Here is a 15,010-nt window from a genome sequence, read left to right as displayed (position 1 = left end):
CCTTTATTAAAACTCGCAGAAGTGAGTGCGGGGTGAGAGTATGAAGCGAACAGTAACCGTAATTCTCATAGTCCTGCTGATTCTGCCGTTCGCAGGATTTGCAGCGGCCCAGTGTCCAGAAGAGGGACACACGGTTGTTCTGAAGGCACCGGCGGTCTCAAAGACTTCCAACGGAGAGCTCATTGGAGTGGCCACGGACTTCGTGATAACAGTCGCGCCTGGAACGGGACACGTCTACGTGGAAACCTGGCCCCTGGCGGAGGTAGATATGCAGGCCAGCGCAAGGCTTGCCGCCCAGATAGCGGGCAAGGTTCTCGGCGTGGATATGAACAAGTACGACGTCTTCATTCAGATAAAAGCCGATTCTCCAATCATCGGCGGCCCATCGGCCGGCGGAACCATGACCGTCGGAATAATCGCGGCCATCGAGGGATGGAATGTTAATCCAAAGGTCATGATGACGGGAATGATAAACCCGGACGGCACCATCGGACCGGTCGGCGGGATACTGGAGAAGGCGTCCGCCGCCCACGACGTCGGGGCCACCGTGTTCCTCATCCCAGAGGGACAGCGGGTTCAGTACGTACAGGAAACCCAGAAGAGGGAGATAGGAGGCCTAGTGGAGATAAACACCCAGACGAAGAAGGTGGACGTGGTGGATTACGCAAAAGAGCGCTGGGGTCTGACTGTTATCGAGATAAAGGACATATACGACGCCGTTTACTACTTCACAGGGCGCAGGATACCGAGGCCCGAGACCCCCTCCTACGTCAGCGTCGATACGTCATTCCTCAAAGACGACGCGCTGAGCGACTACGACAACACCACCGCATACTACAGGGAAACCCTCCAGAAGCTCAAGGACAGCGACGTGGGCTACGCGACGTACACCACGCTGATGGAGGCCCTGAACCAGGCCAGCGCGGTTCTCAGTCAGTCCAAGGAAGCGATCGACGATGGCATGTACTACACCGCACTCAGCAAGGACTTCCAGGCAAGGATAATAATACGGCACGTTGACTGGTACCTGGACGTGAAATCCCAGGACGACGTTCAGAGGCTCCTCAAGACCACAGGCAACCAGATAAACGCGTCTGAAAGCACAGTCTCCGGAACAACCATAAAGGGCATCACGATGCTCCAGGCCGTGGCGGCCGCGGAGGAGAGGGTGGAAGAGGCCAAGGGACTGCTTGAGGAAGCGTGGAAGTACTACTACAGCGGGGACTACTGGGACGCCGTGGGGGATGCGGCATACGCCTACGAGAGGGCCAAAACCGCGGAGTTCTGGGCGCACCTCGGGGAGAGGTTCGCCGGAAACGACGAGATAAGCAGGGAGGTCGTCAAGGCCACGGCGAGGGACTACATAGACGAGTCCAGCCTCATCGTTACCTACATCGAGTCCATGTACGGCACCGTTGGGGGCGACCTCAGCGGGAGCATTCAGCAGGCGGAACAGTACTACGAGGACGGCAAGTACTCGGCGGCGCTGTTCACGGCGATGGAGGCGCGCGTGAGGGCGCAGGTCTTCCTCGACACGCTGGGTATAGACAACAGGAGCGTGCTGATGGACAAAATGAAGGCCATGAAGGACGACGCTAAGACGGCCATCGGGGTGGCCCAGAGCCAGGGTGTCACGCCCGTCCTCGCGATGGCCTACTACGAGTTCGCGGAGAGCTACGAGAAGAGCGCCGAGGAGAACGGAAGCATCGACGACATGCAGACCGCGATGATATTCTACCAGTACGCCAGGGAAACCGCCGGCCTCTTCCTCAGCGCGCCATCCCAGCAGACTCCAATGCCCCAGGACAACTCGACCGATGTGCCGCAGATAATCATACCCACAGGCACGTCCGCTCCGGCGAATGGCTCCCCCAGTGACCGCTCGGAGGGGACGTCCGGGGGACTCCCTGCCGCGGCCCTGGCGGCAGCGGCGGTGGGGGCGTTCCTGGTCGGTGCCCTGGTTGGAAGAAAGCTCTGAGTTCGCTCAGGATGTTTTTGTCCCACTCTTTTTATGTCTTTAAACCAGCGCCTTCAGGAATTCAACGTAGACGCGCTTCACCCTCCTCAGGGATTCAACGCTCACCCACTCGTCGCTCCTGTGCCAGTTGCCGCCGACCGGCCCGTAAACCAGCGTCGGCTTGTTGAGGTATGTTCCAAAGTAGTTGAAGTCCCCCACGCTCCGGCCGTAGATTATCTCCGGCTCCCCGCCAAGGACGGTTCTGTGGGCGGACTTGAAGATGTTCACAAAGCGGTCGTTCTCCCTGACGACGTAGGGAAGCATATCGGGCGTCGGCCTCTCAAACTTCGAGACCCTGATGTCCCCCTTCAGCTTTATCCTCTCAGCAAGGTTTAGAAGCTCGGAGCTGACCCTCTCCCAGTCCTCGCCGACGACTATGTGCCTGTCTATTATCGCCCGGGCGTAGTCCGGGACGCTCAGGCCGTCGGCGGAGCCTTCAATGCGGAGGGTGCAGTAAGAGCCCACCCCAAGCTTTCTGTGGTTCCTGAAGCGTATCTTCCAGAGTGAGCCGACGAACCTCCCCAGCTCCTCTATGGCGTTGAGCCCCTCGTGCGGCCTCGCCGCATGGGCCTTCTTCCCAAAGACCTCCACCCGAACAACGAAGCGCCCCCTAGCACCGAGCATGAGCCGCTCGTTCGTCGGTTCAGCGACGAGAACAACGTCGGCCTTGTCCAGCTTCCCGCTTCGTATCAGCTCCCAGGCACCCCTGGAGTAGCCCTCCTCATCGACGACCGCGGTGAAGATCACGGTGGGCCGCTCCTTTCGGGGAAGCTCCGCGATCTCAACGAACGCAGACAGGAGCGCCGCGAGGCCCGCCTTCATGTCCGCACTTCCCAGGCCGTAGAAGCGGTCGCCCTCCAGCTCGCCCTTGGGGTTCTTTGTCCAGCCGGATGACAGGTTGACGGTGTCCATGTGGCCGTTCAGAACGACGGTGTAGCTCCTCCCGGGAAGGTAAGCTATCACGTCACTCCCAAAGCCCTCAACGGGAAGGAGCTCCACGTCAAAGCCGTGCTCCTCGAGAAACGAAGCGATGAACCGGGAGATTTCCTCCTCTTTCCCAAACGGGGAGCTGATGGACACCAGCTCCTTCAGGAGGTCAAATTCCATATAACCATCACCATGTAATAAAAACGACAAAGTGCTTAAGTAATTTTCCCTAATCACATTGAACAAAATTTGACCAAAGCCCCAGTTTTTTTCAATAAATGCCAAAGGAATCCCTGAATTTCACGGGAAAGGAGTATACATCTATCAAGGCGAGTACTAAGCCCACAGCACTCACGAACGGATGTATTTCAGCCAATATGCCATCGAGTAGAATGTGATGCGGCAGGTGAAACCAGAAACAGTGGATGTACCAAGAACAGGAAGGTTTGTTTTCTGGTGGACCGGGCGGGATTTGAACCCGCGGCCTCCGCCTTGCGAGGGCGGCGCTCATACCAGGCTGAGCTACCGGCCCACACCCGGTATTAGGAACCGGCCCTGGGTTTAAAAGCTTTTGGTTCCCCCAGCCCCTTTCGTTTCCATATTTATGTCAAAGACCTAAAACCACCAAAGCCCTTTTAACTTGTACATGCCAACAAACTCCGGTGGTGAGATGGACCCCCTAACGTTTCACAGGAACAACTTCATAGGGAACGGAAAGGTAGAGGTGATACCCAAGGTTCCCCTCACGGGGGAGAGCCTCAGCCTCGCTTACACACCGGGTGTGGCGGAGGTCTCGCTAAGGATACGGGAAAATCCCGAGGACGCCTTTGAATACACCAACCGGGGAAACACGATAGCAGTCGTGAGCGATGGGACGCGTGTCCTTGGCCTTGGAGACATAGGGCCCCTCGGGGCGCTCCCCGTCATGGAGGGTAAGGCTTTGCTCTTCAAGGCCTTCGGGGGAGTTGATGCCTTTCCGCTTGTTTTAGCAGAAAAAGACCCCGAGCGCTTCATAGAAGTCGTTAAGGCAGTCTCGCCCTCCTTCGGGGGAATCAACCTCGAGGACATCTCCTCCCCGAAATGCTTCTACGTCCTTGAGAGGCTGAGGGAAGAGCTCGAAATCCCCGTCTTCCACGACGACCAGCAGGGAACCGCGAGCGTCGTCCTAGCGGCGCTCATAAATTCGCTGAAGGTGGTCGGAAAGAAGCCCGGCGAAATCACGGTCGCGCTCTTCGGGGCTGGGGCAGCGGGTTTCGCCACCCTCAAACTGATCACGAAGGCAGGAATACCAGCAGGAAACGTCCGCGTTGTCGAGCTTGTGAACGGGGAGCCGAGGATTCTGACACCGGACCTTCCGCTTGAGGAGCTCTTCCCCTACCGCGGCGGGCTTCTTGAAAGGACCAACGCCGAGGGAATTGAGGGCGGCCCGGCGGAGGCGCTGAAGGGTGCGGACGTTCTCATCTCCTTCACGAGGCCCGGACCGGGCGTCATAAAGCCGGAGTGGATTGAGAGGATGGCCGACGACGCGATAGTATTCCCGCTCGCCAATCCAACGCCCGAGATACTCCCCGAGGAGGCCAAAAAGGCAGGTGCAAGGATAGTGGCCACCGGCAGGAGCGACTACCCGAACCAGGTGAACAACCTCCTGGGCTTTCCGGCGATTTTCAGGGGAGCCCTTGACGTGAGGGCCAGAACCATAACGGACGGGATGGTCATCGCGGCCGCAATGGCCATGGCGGAAACCATCGAACCGAACGAGGAAGAGATAATCCCCTCCCCGTTCCACCCCGACGTCCACCCGAGGGTCGCGAGGGCGGTTGCCGAGGAAGCGATGCGCGAAAACATTGCAGGGATACGCGTGCGCGGGGAAGAGGTGGAGGAGAGGCTGAGGCGCTGGAGGGAGTTCTACGAGCGGGAGATAGCGCCCCTCAACGACCGTAGAGGGAGCTACCGTTAGCGTCTATCGCCACCAGCAGCGGGAAATCCTCGACTTCGAGAACCCACACCGCCTCCGGCGTGCCAAGCTCGTCGAGCCAGAGCACCTCCCTGACTTTCTTTATGCTCTTCGCCGCGAGGGAGCCAGCCCCACCTGTGAAGGCGAAGTAAACGGCGCGGCCTTTAAAGGGCGCCGGATTCATTCCTCCCTTTCCGATTATCCCTCTGACGCCGAGGGGGAGAATCCCCTCCAGGTAGCGGTTCATCCTCGCGCTGGTCGTGGGGCCGGCAGAGACGACCTCATAGCCCCCACAGCCTTTCCTCACCACGGGCCCGCAGTGGTATATCACAGCACCCTCAAGGTCGAGGGGAAGCTCCCCTTTCCCAGCCAGCTCAAGGATTTTCCTGTGTGCCGAATCCCTGGCCGTGTAAACCGTCCCGGAGAGGTGAACCACGTCGCCGGCCCTGAGAGTCAGGATGTCCTCTTCACCCAGGGGAGTTCTCAGCCTCACTGCCAAATCTCAGCCCTCCCGTCCGGCTTTATCCTGAGGAAAGCCCTCCTGTTGGCCCAGCACTGGACCACCAAACCGACAGGAAAGCTCGCGGGGTGCCTGTGCGCTGTTTCGATTTTAACGTCCAGCGCGGTGGTTTTGCCCCCCATGCCCATGGGGCCTATCCCGAGGGAGTTGACCTCCTCCAGGAGCTCAGCCTCGATTTCCGCTATTCTACCGTCGGGATTCCTCTCCCCAACCCTCCTGAGCAGGGCCCTCCTGGCCAGACTCAGCGAGAGGTCCGCGCCCCCGCCCACACCTATCCCCAGTATCACCGGCGGACACGGCTTGCCGCCGCACTCCCTGACCCGTTCGAGGACGAAGCGCCTCACCCCTTCCCATCCCTCGCCAGGGGTCAGCATGGCGAGGGCGGAGCAGTTCTCGCTGCCGCCCCCCTTGGGGAGAACTGCCATCTCGATTTCGCTCCCCTCAGCGAGCTCCCAGTGGACCACCGGGACAAACCGACCGGTGTTGTCCCCGGAGTTCTTCCCGTTCAGAACATCGACGGCGTTGGGCCTGAGCGGAACCTCCCGCGTCGCCTTCCTCGCCGCCTCGACTATCGCCCCCTCCAGCCCGCGAAGGTAAGGACTCTCAACACCTGCCCTCACGAAGAACGTGAGCGTTCCCGTGTCCTGACAGACGGGGATTGAGCCATCCCTCCCGATTTCCACCGCCTTCAGGATGTTTTCGAGGTTGAAGCGCGCTATCTCGCTCTTCTCAAACCCGTAGGCTTTTCTGAGAGCTAAAACAACGTCATCAGGAATCCTCGTAACGGCCAGTCTTATCGCCTCGACGATGGCATCGACAAGCAATCGGCACTCACCTGTCTAAAGGTTGGGGTTTTGATTAAAAAGTTTGACGTGGGAATGGTTATAGAAAGGACTGCAAAAGTTTACCACCATACTGGCAAACTTTTCCGGCGAACTTTACCAGTATACTGGTAAAGGTTTGCGAGAACCCAAGATGAACTAAGAAAAGAAGGGCATCAGCCCTTCAGAGCCTCTACTATCTGCTCCGCAACCTGGACTCCAGCGCGCATCTGGGCCTCGACGGTGGAGGCGCCGATGTGCGGGGTCAGGACAACGTTGTCGAGCTTGGTGAGCGGGTGGTCGGCCGGGAGCGGCTCCTCCTCGAAGACGTCCAGGCCGGCACCGGCAATCCAGCCTTCTTTGAGTGCCCTGACGAGGGCGTTTGTGTCGACAACCGCTCCCCTGGCCGCGTTTATGAGTATCGCCGTCGGCTTCATGAGCTTAAGGCGCTCCTCGTTTATGAGGTGGTAGGTTTGCTCTATTAACGGAACGTGGAGCGTGACGACGTCGCTCTCCCTGAGGAGGTCCTCAAGGGAGACGAAGGTTCCACCGACTTCTTTAGCCCTCTCCTCGTTCGGGTAGGGGTCGTAGAGCAGGACTTTCATGCCGAGGGCGTGGGCTATCCTGGCGACCTCGTAGCCTATCCTTCCGAAGCCGACGACTCCAAGGGTCTTGCCTTCAAGCTCGATTCCCATGGCCTGCTTCTTGGCCCAGGTTCCCTCGCGCATCTTCCTGTCGGCGAAGGCGACCTTCCTGGCCACGTTGAAGGTGAGCGCAACGGCGAGCTCGGCAACGCTTCTGCTCGAGGCGCCCGGGCTGTTCACGACCTTTATTCCGCGCTCCTTGGCGGCCTCAAGGTCGATGTTGTCCAGACCGACGCCGGCCCTTCCGATGACCTTGAGCTTCGGGGCGGCCTCGATGACCTTCCGGGTCACCTTCGGCTTGCTCCTGACTATTATAGCCTCAACGTCCCCGACGAGCTCCAGAAGGCGGGCCTCATCGGGATACTCCTCGTAAACAATCTCAAAACCGGCGTTCTTCAAAACGTCGATTGCCTTCTCGTGCAGCGGCGCCGCAACCAAAACCTTCACCATTTCCATCACCTCATCCCCTTCTCTTTATCGCCATGAGCATGACCTGATCGGATGCATCCTCCGCCCTGTCTGCTATGTCGCCTATCTTCGTCAGTATCTGGTTCCAGACGAGTTTTGCGTAGGTTGTAATGGTCTCGCTCTCAAAAACCTTGCCCTTGACGTCGTACTCGACCTCATCGGCCATCTCCTCGGCATCCTCCACGGCCTTGGCAAGCTCTATCGCCCTGTCAACGTCCGAGTTCATGGCGTTCACCGCCTGAACGAGAACCCCGTAGGTCTCAACGGCGGACTCCACGAGCCTCAGGATCTCGGCCCTCAGCTCCTTCGGAACCTTCGGCTTGGCCAGTATGAGGGTGTGGGCCGCGCTCTCCGCGGCATCGGCGACCTGGTCAATGAGCTCGCTCAGCCTCACGTAATCTCCCCTGTTGGCAGGCAGGAAGGCCCCCTCGTAGAGCATCGTCTCTATGCCCCTCCTGAGGGTGTCGGCCTTGCTCTCCAGCTGGTCAACCTCCCTCTCAAAGGCCCTTGCCCTCTCAAAATCTCCATCGAGGTAGGCATCAACCAGCTCCCTGAAGGCGACAAGAGACTCGCTGACGACCTCAAGGTGCTCGTCTATGGCCTCAAAAACGCTGCTCTCCTTACCCCCGAATATGGGCATCTTCGACCCCTCCAGTCTATACTTCACCATTCGGTTTATTTAGATTTTCCCTGGCCTTGATCAGGGCCCACAAAAGCTCGTTTCTGGGCGCCTCCAGGCCCACCGAGTGGGCGTACTCCACTATCTTTCCGTGGATGTAGTCCACCTCGGTCCGCTTACCGCGCCGTATATCCTGGAGCGTTGAGTTGTAGTTCTCCCGCGTTCGCTCTATCGTATCCCAGAGGAGCTCAAGGGGGTGTATTTCGAACTCCACACCCAGCTTCTGGGCCACGAGGCAGCCCTCGCGCGCCAGGTCCACGGACACCGCTTCGAGATAGGGGTCGTCCTTCAGCACACCGTTTTTCACTCCAAGAACGGTTCCAAGACCGTTGATGACGGAGTTGACTATGGCCTTCGCCCACTTCCAGCCGATAACGTGCTCCGTAACGGACGTTTCAAGGCCAGCAGTTCTGAAAACTTCGGCCACCCTTTCCACGAAGGGGTCTGTACCCGTCGGATACATCCCGATAACCGTGAGTCCGCGCCCGGTCCAGCGCACGTGGCCCCACTCAACGAGCATGGCACCGTTCGTGGTCACCCCGCCGATGACCTTTCCGGTCACCTTAAGGGCCAGCTCCTCGTTGCCGAGGCCGTTCTGCACGCTGAGTATCCACGTATCCGGCCCTATGCATCCCCCGGCACACTCCAGGGCGGTCTTCGTAGAGTACGACTTCGTGGCCAGAATCAGCAGGTCCGGCGGCTCATCCGGGGCGGTGAGGCTGGCCCGGGGATGAACCGTGAACTCCTCAACCCCCGAGACGTGCAGACCGTTCTCGTTTATCGCCCTCACTTGGTTTTCCCTTCCTATCAGGGTGACCTCGTTCCCCGCCCTCGAGAGGAGCGCGCCAAAAAGCGAGCCTATGCTTCCGGCCCCGAGCACGTAAATCTTCATCCCACCACCGCAACCGTTTAAAGCGCTACCCTTAAAGCGTTACCGATGGTATTATGCTGAGCGTTGAGAAGTTTCGGATAGCAAACAGAGACGTCTGGATAGCCGTGCTTTTTGAGGGCGGGGTTCAGGGAATAACCTTCGCGCTGGACGGGGAGCAGTTCGAGAGGAACCTCGACCGCCTCACGGGCTTTCTAAGGAAACGGGGTGTGGACGTCAGTATCGAACGCGAAAGGTCGGACTACCCGGCCCTCGTCAGGGACGTCATCATCGGCAGGGTGAGCAACTCCGAAATTCTGCCGGAGCTCTCCTTTGAGGGCGTAACGGCCTTTGAAAGGAGGGTTTACGAGTGGCTCACGAAAAACGTTAAAAGAGGGAGTGTTATAACGTATGGTGGCCTTGCCAGGGCCATTGGCACGTCACCGCGGGCCATAGGCGGGGCGATGAGGAGGAACCCCTATCCCATCGTTGTTCCCTGTCATCGCGTCGTTGCCCACGACGGCATCGGCTACTACACTCCGCGACTGGACGAAAAGGTCTTCCTGCTCGAAATCGAGGGGGTGGAAGGATGGACAAGCTCAAAGCGTACCTGATCGGTTTCATGATAGCAATCCTAGCAATAGCCGCTGGAATAGTCTGGTACGGCGGCTGGAAGCTGCTGCTCCAGGTGATACTCACCCTCGGCTTCCTCGGCGTCACGTTGATGTTGCTCTTCTTCACGGGACTGACGTTCTACGCCGAGAGCTGGAAGTACGGGACGATACTGGCAATCTTCACGGCCATAAGCGGCTACGGCCTCTACCTGAGCGCCACCTGGCGGAGCCTCAACGTCGTCGCCGGGATAATCGTCTTCTTCATAGCGATCGTCGCCTTTGGAATCTGGTACATCAGCGAGCCCGACCTCGGTCTCGCGGACCGCTTCCGTTCGGCCGAGAATCTGGAGAGGGCGGGCAAGTACAAAGCCGCGGCAAGGAAGTACGAGAAGGCCGGGAACTACCTGAAGGCGGCGGAGATGTACGAGAAGCTCGGCTGGATGGAGAGCGCCGCCTGGGCCTACGAGAAGGCCGAGAAGTACGAGAGGGCCGCCGAGATATACGAGGCTCTCTACGACAAGGAAAAGGACACCTACTACCTGAAGGAGGCCCACGAGTACTGGAAGAAAGCCGGGAACATGGAGAGGGCCGCTAAAGCCCTCGAGCGCTACGCCGAGGAGGAGCCCTGGTTCTGGGAGGACGTTGCAAAGCTCTACGAGGAGCTGGGCAACGAGGAGAAGGCCAGGGAGGCCTGGGAAAGGGCCCTCAAGTACTACCAGAAGGAGGCAGAAGAGGAGGGTGTCTTTTACGAGGACGTCGGCAACATAGCGCGCAAGCTCGGGAAGGAGGAGCTCGCAAGGGAAGCCTACGAGAAGTTCCTCGAGTACTGCCTGAAGGAGGCCGAGCAGGACCCCATGTGGTGGAAGCACGTCGCCGAGGCCTACGACTACCTGGGCGAGACGGAGAAGGCGGAAGAGGCCAGGAAGAGGTACGAGGAGTACAGGGCAAAGATAATGAGGGCCAACGAGGAGACCTCGAATTTCCCGGAGGAGAATGTGGAGTAGTTCCAGACTAATACACTTCCCCCGTTTCCTCCAATTCCTCGAGTTCCTTCTCGATTTCCCTCTCCTTTCTCTCAGCGTACCGCTTCATCCAGCGGAAGAAGAGCCAGGCCGCCAGGAGAATCAGGGCTACCGCCAGGAAGCCGAATACAACCTGGAAATCCGTGGGAACGGTCCGGGGGATGTAAGCCATGCTCCCACCGAAGGGGATTTTGCGGAGCACCTGAAAAACCTTGCCAACCTTTTTAAAATCAGAGTGGAACTCTCCCCAGGTGGTAGCGATGATGGGGATGAACCCGCGGCAGATGAAGAAGCTCATGCGCCAGATGGGCATCAAAATGGAGGAGCTCGATGGGGTTGAGGAAGTCATAATCAGGATGGAGAACAAGGAGATAGTCCTTAAGGAGCCGGTCATCACGATAATAACCGCGCAGGGCGAGAAGAGCTATCAGATCGTCCCGGGAAGTGAGGAGGTCAGGGCCATCGTGAAGGTATCGGAGGAGGACGTCCAGCTCGTCATGGAGCAGACAGGCGTCGATTACGAGACTGCAAAGAAGGCCCTGGAAGAGGCAAACGGCGACCTCGCGGAGGCAATACTGAAGCTGACCGAGGAATGATGCAGAACAAAGAGGAAAATAAAACGAAAACGTTGAGGTTCACTCCTCTCCCTTCTCCTTCTGGAAGGTCTCTATAGCCTTCATAAGGGGTATGAGGTGCATCAGGGCGGGGCCGCCGGCCATGAGAACCGCGACGAGACCGGCCTCGATGAGTTCTTCTGGCTTTGCACCGGCGGCGAGGGCCTTCTGGGTGTGGAGGTAGATGCACCACTCGCAGCCCGCGGATATGCCGAGGGCGAGGGCTATGAGCTCCTTCTCGCGCGTCGTCAGGGCCTTGTTGTCGAGGGTCTCACGCAGGAAGCGGGAGAAGGCCGATATCTCCTTTGGGTGCTCCTTCCCGAGCCTGTCGAGGAGCTCCTCTATCTCCCCAAGCTTGACGTTAACATCGTCGTAATCCATGGTAACCACCATCAGTAACTCGCGTTTTAAGTTTAAAGGCGTATCTCAAACTTTAGGTTAAAAACCGGCCGTTCCAAAAGACTATAAACCCCTGGGGAGAGGTATGACCGATGAGGGCCATAGGCGTAATAAGAAAATCCAGGCGGGACAGGGTTAGCCGCGAGGAGTTCGAGGAGCTGCTGAGAAGCGCCGGCTATGAGGTAGTGGCGATACTCGAGCAGAACAGGGAGGAGCACCCGAAGTACAACATCGGAAAGGGAAAGCTGGAGGAGCTCAAGGAGCTGGTTCGGGAGCTGGAACCGGACAAGGTTGTGTTCGCTAACAAGCTCAGCCCGAGCCAGGCGTACAACCTCTGGAAGGAGCTCCGCGTTGAAGTAATCGACCGCTGGCAGCTTGTTCTCGAAATCTTCGAGAAACGCGCCCACTCAAAGGAGGCCAAGCTTCAGGTGGAGCTGGCGAGCCTCCAGTACGAGGTTCCGCTCGTGAAGGAGGCGATTAGGAGAATCAAGCTTGGCGACAGGGCGGGTTTCAAGGGAATGGGTGAGTATCAGACCCAGCAGTACCTCAAGCACATCCGCTACCGAATGGGCAGGATAAGGCGGGAGCTGGAGAGGGTCAAAGCCGACAGAGAGGTGAAGCGGAAGCGCCGCGAGGAGGTTGGCTTCATACTCATCGCCCTCGCCGGCTACACCAACGCCGGGAAATCTACCCTTCTCAACGCCCTCGCGGGGGAGGATATAGAGGCGAGGAACCAGATGTTCACCACCCTGGACACGACGACGAGGCGCTTCAAGCTCGGCGGGAAGAGGGTTCTCGTGACAGATACAGTTGGCTTCATCGACGGCCTGCCGCCGTTCATAGTCGAGGCCTTCCACTCGACCCTCGAGGAGATAGTGAAGGCGGACATAATCCTGCTCGTCCTGGATGCCAGCGAACCCTGGGGGGAGATAAGAAGAAAATTCCTGGCGTCCCTTGGCGTCCTGAGGGAGTTAAAAACCCTGGACAGGCCTATGGTGGTTGCACTCAACAAGATGGACCTGACCAGCGGGGAAGACGTCCGCGACAAGGCCGAGAGGGTTAGGGAGATAGCGGAGGAGAGGGGCATAAACCTCCGCCGAGTGGTGTCGATCTCCGCGAAGCTGGGGGAGCTTGAGGAGCTTTACGGTGCGCTCGAGGACGCCGTGCTGACCCTGCCGAAGTACGGTGCCTTCGAGATAACCGTGAGCGAGCCCGAGAAGGTGCCGGGGGTCATGGCCCTGATAAACGCCATCGGCGAGGTTTTGGACGTGGAATACGGAGAGGAAACCAGGATAGAGGCCTACATACAGACTGGGATGATAAAGGAGCTGACGAGGCTCGGCGTGGGGATACGGCGGTTAAACCAGCCCCACAAGGGAGAAGGCCTTGAAGATGGCCAGTGAGAGTATAACCGCCGTTAGCGGCGTCGCGACCCAGCCGAAGACTATATCCCTGATAACAGATTTCTCAACGCCCTGGCCAGCGAGGAGGCCCACACCAACCACGCCCCCGACTATGGACTGGCTCGAGCTTACAGGGAGGCCGAAGAAGTTGGCGAGGCTGACGGCGATGGCCGAGCCGAACTGGGCCGCGAAGGCCGAGATCGGGCCGAGGGCAGTTATCTTCTTCCCGACGGTGTGCATCACCGCGTAGCTGAAGGTGAGGGCGCCGAGGGAGAGCGCTATCGCCCCGAAGATTCCGGCCACCTTCGGCTCCATGAAGCCCGCGCCGACGAGGGGTCCGGAGGCGTTGGCCACCTCGTTGGTTCCGAAGTTGAAGGCCATGTACGAACCGCCGAGTATCGCCAGGGCCTTGTAGAGGGATTCGATGGTAGAGACTCTGCCGATTCTCGACACCACGAGGGAGTAGAACCTGTACAGGACTATCGCAAGCAGGCCCGAGAGCACGGGAGAAACAACCCATGCGGCGGCGATTTTGGTGAGGGTGTACCAGTTCACGGGGGCGTGGGTGGCCAGGCCAACTCCGATGACGCCTCCAACTATGGCCTGGGTCGTGGAAACGGGAAGCCCCTTGACCGTCGCTATCGTGACCCAGACCCCCGCAGCGAGGAGCGCTATAACCGCCATCTCCATCGTGAGGTAGCCCTCGGGCACTATGCCCTTCCCGACGGTCTTCATGACCTTGTATCCCCTGAGGTAGGCCCCCATGAGGACGAAAATCGCTATCGTGAGCGTGGCCTGGCGGAAGCTCAGTATTCCGGCCCCAACCGCGGTGCCCATGGCGTTGGCCGAATCGTTGGAGCCTATGTTCCATGCAATGTAAAACGCTACTGCTATCGCCGCTACCGCCAGGCCATCCATTTTAACCACCGCTATATAGTCTATATACCAGCCTGTAGTTTATGGATTTAAAAATTTAGCGGGCGAACTTTTTTCGGGAAACGATGACCGCTTTTTACCATTGACGACTGACAACGTTCACGCCTACCCAAAGACAGCTGCCGAAGGGAGCTTAAGCCAATACCGAAACTTAAATAAATGCATTGGATGAATAAACTTTGACAAATTTAAGGAGGCAGAGAAGATGATCGAGATTCGTTTTCACGGTAGAGGTGGACAGGGTGCCGTTACCGCTGCCAACATACTAGCCTCGGCTGCTTTCCTTGAGGGCAAGTACGTCCAGGCGTTCCCGTTCTTCGGTGTTGAGAGGCGTGGAGCGCCAGTTACCGCTTTCACCAGGATCGACGAGAAGCCGATAAGGATCAAGACCCAGATCTACGAGCCGGACATCGTGGTCGTCCTCGACCCGAGCCTTCTCGACACCGTCGATGTCACCGCCGGTCTCAAGGACGGCGGAATAGTCATCATCAACACAGAGAAGAGCAAGGAGGAAGTCCTTGAGAAGCTCAAGAAGAAGCCGGCCAAGCTCGCGCTCGTTGACGCCACCACCATAGCCCTCGACGTCCTTGGACTGCCGATCACCAACACCTCGATCCTCGGTGCGGTCTCCAAGGCCACCGGTGTCGTCAGCCTCGAGCACGTCCAGAAGGCCATCCAGGACGTCTTCTCCGGCGCCCTCGGAGAGAAGAACGCCAAGGCCGCAGAGGAAGCCTTTAACAAGACCGTCATCTACGAGCTCTGATCTTCTTTCCTTACCCTTAACCCAAACAAGGTGGTGATAAGGTTGAACACGCTGTTCGGTGAAAAGAAAGAAGGGGCCACCAAGATCGTCCTCAAGAGCGTGGACGAGTATCCAGAGGCCCCGGTGAGTCTGGGAACAACCCTCAGCAACTTCACTGGAGACTGGAGGACATTCATCCCGGTCATCGATGACGACAAGTGCGTCAAGTGCTACATCTGCTGGAAGTTCTGCCCGGAGCCGGCCATATTCATCCGCGAGGACGGCTACGTGGGAGTTGATTACGACTACTGTAAGGGCTGCGGCATCTGTGCGAACGAGTGCCCGACCAAGGCAATAACCATGGAGAAAGAGGAGAAGTGAG

Annotated in this window: 17 protein-coding genes and 1 tRNA gene; 8 read left to right on the top strand and 10 right to left on the bottom strand. The window is 58.5% G+C overall.

Annotated features, from left to right (window positions below):
• Window positions 1–40: 40 nt before the first annotated feature.
• The gene (locus GQS_RS08210) at window positions 41–1,978 is read left to right on the top strand and encodes a S16 family serine protease (protein WP_014013221.1); all 1,938 of its coding nucleotides are present in this window, start codon (window positions 41–43) and stop codon (window positions 1,976–1,978) included.
• A gap of 39 nt (window positions 1,979–2,017) precedes the next feature.
• On the opposite strand, the gene GQS_RS08205 is transcribed toward GQS_RS08210, so the two are convergent.
• The gene (locus GQS_RS08205; protein WP_014013220.1) at window positions 2,018–3,124 is read right to left on the bottom strand and encodes a M20 family metallopeptidase; all 1,107 of its coding nucleotides are present in this window, start codon (window positions 3,122–3,124) and stop codon (window positions 2,018–2,020) included.
• A gap of 274 nt (window positions 3,125–3,398) precedes the next feature.
• A tRNA-Ala gene (locus tag GQS_RS08200) sits at window positions 3,399–3,476 on the bottom strand.
• Between the two features lie 138 nt (window positions 3,477–3,614).
• Between GQS_RS08200 and GQS_RS08195 the strand changes: the two genes are divergently transcribed.
• The gene (locus GQS_RS08195) at window positions 3,615–4,901 is read left to right on the top strand and encodes an NADP-dependent malic enzyme (protein WP_014013219.1); all 1,287 of its coding nucleotides are present in this window, start codon (window positions 3,615–3,617) and stop codon (window positions 4,899–4,901) included.
• On the opposite strand, the gene GQS_RS08190 is transcribed toward GQS_RS08195, so the two are convergent.
• The 5 genes from GQS_RS08190 to GQS_RS08170 form a co-directional block, all read right to left on the bottom strand.
• Window positions 4,873–5,397, bottom strand: coding sequence for a FumA C-terminus/TtdB family hydratase beta subunit (locus GQS_RS08190; RefSeq protein WP_014013218.1), 525 nt, complete (start codon window positions 5,395–5,397; stop codon window positions 4,873–4,875). The genes GQS_RS08195 and GQS_RS08190 overlap by 29 nt on opposite strands.
• A complete protein-coding gene (locus GQS_RS08185) occupies window positions 5,388–6,242 on the bottom strand; it encodes a fumarate hydratase (RefSeq protein ID WP_014013217.1) in 855 nt (284 codons plus the stop codon). The genes GQS_RS08190 and GQS_RS08185 overlap by 10 nt, the downstream gene beginning before the upstream one ends.
• Window positions 6,243–6,415: 173 nt before the next feature.
• Entirely contained in the window at window positions 6,416–7,330 is a 915-nt protein-coding gene (locus tag GQS_RS08180; protein WP_014013216.1) for a hydroxyacid dehydrogenase, read from the bottom strand.
• A gap of 13 nt (window positions 7,331–7,343) precedes the next feature.
• Window positions 7,344–7,991, bottom strand: a complete 648-nt coding sequence (locus GQS_RS08175; protein ID WP_014013215.1) for a TIGR00153 family protein — start codon at window positions 7,989–7,991, stop codon at window positions 7,344–7,346.
• A gap of 16 nt (window positions 7,992–8,007) precedes the next feature.
• Complete coding sequence (locus GQS_RS08170; protein ID WP_014013214.1) at window positions 8,008–8,922, bottom strand: 2-dehydropantoate 2-reductase; 915 nt, start codon at window positions 8,920–8,922, stop codon at window positions 8,008–8,010.
• Window positions 8,923–8,975: 53 nt separating this feature from the next.
• Between GQS_RS08170 and otg the strand changes: the two genes are divergently transcribed.
• Both otg and GQS_RS08160 read left to right on the top strand, forming a co-directional pair.
• Window positions 8,976–9,512 carry a methylated-DNA--protein-cysteine methyltransferase gene (otg, locus tag GQS_RS08165; RefSeq protein ID WP_014013213.1) on the top strand — a complete coding sequence of 179 codons (537 nt, stop codon included), beginning with the start codon at window positions 8,976–8,978 and terminating at the stop codon, window positions 9,510–9,512.
• Complete coding sequence (locus GQS_RS08160; protein ID WP_014013212.1) at window positions 9,488–10,516, top strand: lipopolysaccharide assembly protein LapB; 1,029 nt, start codon at window positions 9,488–9,490, stop codon at window positions 10,514–10,516. The genes otg and GQS_RS08160 overlap by 25 nt, the downstream gene beginning before the upstream one ends.
• Window positions 10,517–10,523: 7 nt before the next feature.
• Here the strand turns inward: GQS_RS08160 and GQS_RS08155 are convergent, their stop codons facing one another.
• Complete coding sequence (locus GQS_RS08155) at window positions 10,524–10,736, bottom strand: hypothetical protein (RefSeq protein ID WP_148236385.1); 213 nt, start codon at window positions 10,734–10,736, stop codon at window positions 10,524–10,526.
• A gap of 58 nt (window positions 10,737–10,794) precedes the next feature.
• Between GQS_RS08155 and GQS_RS08150 the strand changes: the two genes are divergently transcribed.
• Window positions 10,795–11,130: a nascent polypeptide-associated complex protein gene (locus tag GQS_RS08150; RefSeq protein WP_014013210.1), complete on the top strand. Its 336-nt coding sequence runs from the start codon at window positions 10,795–10,797 to the stop codon at window positions 11,128–11,130.
• Between the two features lie 39 nt (window positions 11,131–11,169).
• Here the strand turns inward: GQS_RS08150 and GQS_RS08145 are convergent, their stop codons facing one another.
• Window positions 11,170–11,541, bottom strand: coding sequence for a carboxymuconolactone decarboxylase family protein (locus GQS_RS08145; RefSeq protein ID WP_238515740.1), 372 nt, complete (start codon window positions 11,539–11,541; stop codon window positions 11,170–11,172).
• 98 nt (window positions 11,542–11,639) lie between these two features.
• On the opposite strand from GQS_RS08145, the gene hflX reads away from it, so the two are divergent.
• Complete coding sequence (hflX, locus tag GQS_RS08140; protein WP_014013208.1) at window positions 11,640–12,950, top strand: GTPase HflX; 1,311 nt, start codon at window positions 11,640–11,642, stop codon at window positions 12,948–12,950.
• Here hflX and GQS_RS08135 read toward each other — a convergent pair.
• Window positions 12,906–13,868, bottom strand: coding sequence for an inorganic phosphate transporter (locus tag GQS_RS08135; protein WP_014013207.1), 963 nt, complete (start codon window positions 13,866–13,868; stop codon window positions 12,906–12,908). The genes hflX and GQS_RS08135 overlap by 45 nt on opposite strands.
• 223 nt (window positions 13,869–14,091) lie before the next feature.
• On the opposite strand from GQS_RS08135, the gene GQS_RS08130 reads away from it, so the two are divergent.
• On the top strand, window positions 14,092–14,649 hold the full coding sequence (locus tag GQS_RS08130) for a pyruvate/ketoisovalerate ferredoxin oxidoreductase subunit gamma (RefSeq protein ID WP_014013206.1): 558 nt from the start codon (window positions 14,092–14,094) through the stop codon (window positions 14,647–14,649).
• Window positions 14,650–14,691: 42 nt separating this feature from the next.
• Window positions 14,692–15,009: a 3-methyl-2-oxobutanoate dehydrogenase subunit delta gene (locus GQS_RS08125; RefSeq protein ID WP_014013205.1), complete on the top strand. Its 318-nt coding sequence runs from the start codon at window positions 14,692–14,694 to the stop codon at window positions 15,007–15,009.
• The last annotated feature ends 1 nt before the right edge of the window (window position 15,010 follow it).

It is taken from the genome of Thermococcus sp. 4557, from assembly GCF_000221185.1.
GTDB lineage: Archaea > Methanobacteriota_B > Thermococci > Thermococcales > Thermococcaceae > Thermococcus.
This window is presented reverse-complemented; position numbering and strand designations above follow the sequence as displayed.